General features: G+C 45.5%; 1 protein-coding gene. It reads left to right on the top strand.

Going from position 1 to position 523, the window contains the following annotated elements; genetic code table 11:
- Window positions 1-27: 27 nt before the first annotated feature.
- The coding region (locus tag A3763_RS06190; protein ID WP_231872118.1) for a putative solute-binding protein at window positions 28-523 on the top strand (496 nt) is incomplete at its 3' end.

Below are 523 nucleotides of genomic sequence, written 5' to 3'. Positions count from 1 at the left end.
GGTCATGACGGCCCGGTACACAAGCGTATGAAGGAATTCAAAATCGATGCAACACGCTGGGGCGTAGACCTTTCTTTCAAAGTTTATACAGATGACCGTGTTGCCTCTGAAGAGTTCAAGAACGGTGTTTGTGATATGTTGAACCTGCCAGGTATTCGCGCACGAGAATATAATGACTTTACTGGTTCTATCAATGCTGTCGGCGCGATCCCCACATACAAACACTTAGGTATGATCATTAAAACCTTGAGTAGCCCAAAAGCTGGAAAGCTTATGCGCAAGGGCGAATACGAAGTTATCGGCATATCGCCAATCGGTGCCATTTTTCTATTCGTAAAAGACAGAGATATTAGCGTACCTTCAGATTTGGCTGGCAAGAAAGTAACAGTGCTCGACAATGCACCTGAAACAGGCTACCTGGCTGAGAAGATCGGCTTAACCCCCGTGTCCTCAAGTATTATGAATGCTTTGCAGAAGTTTAATAACCATGCTGTAGATATTACGGGTGCGCCTGGTCTGGCTT

The sequence above is a fragment of the Oleiphilus sp. HI0128 genome, from assembly GCF_001635365.1.
This window is presented reverse-complemented; position numbering and strand designations above follow the sequence as displayed.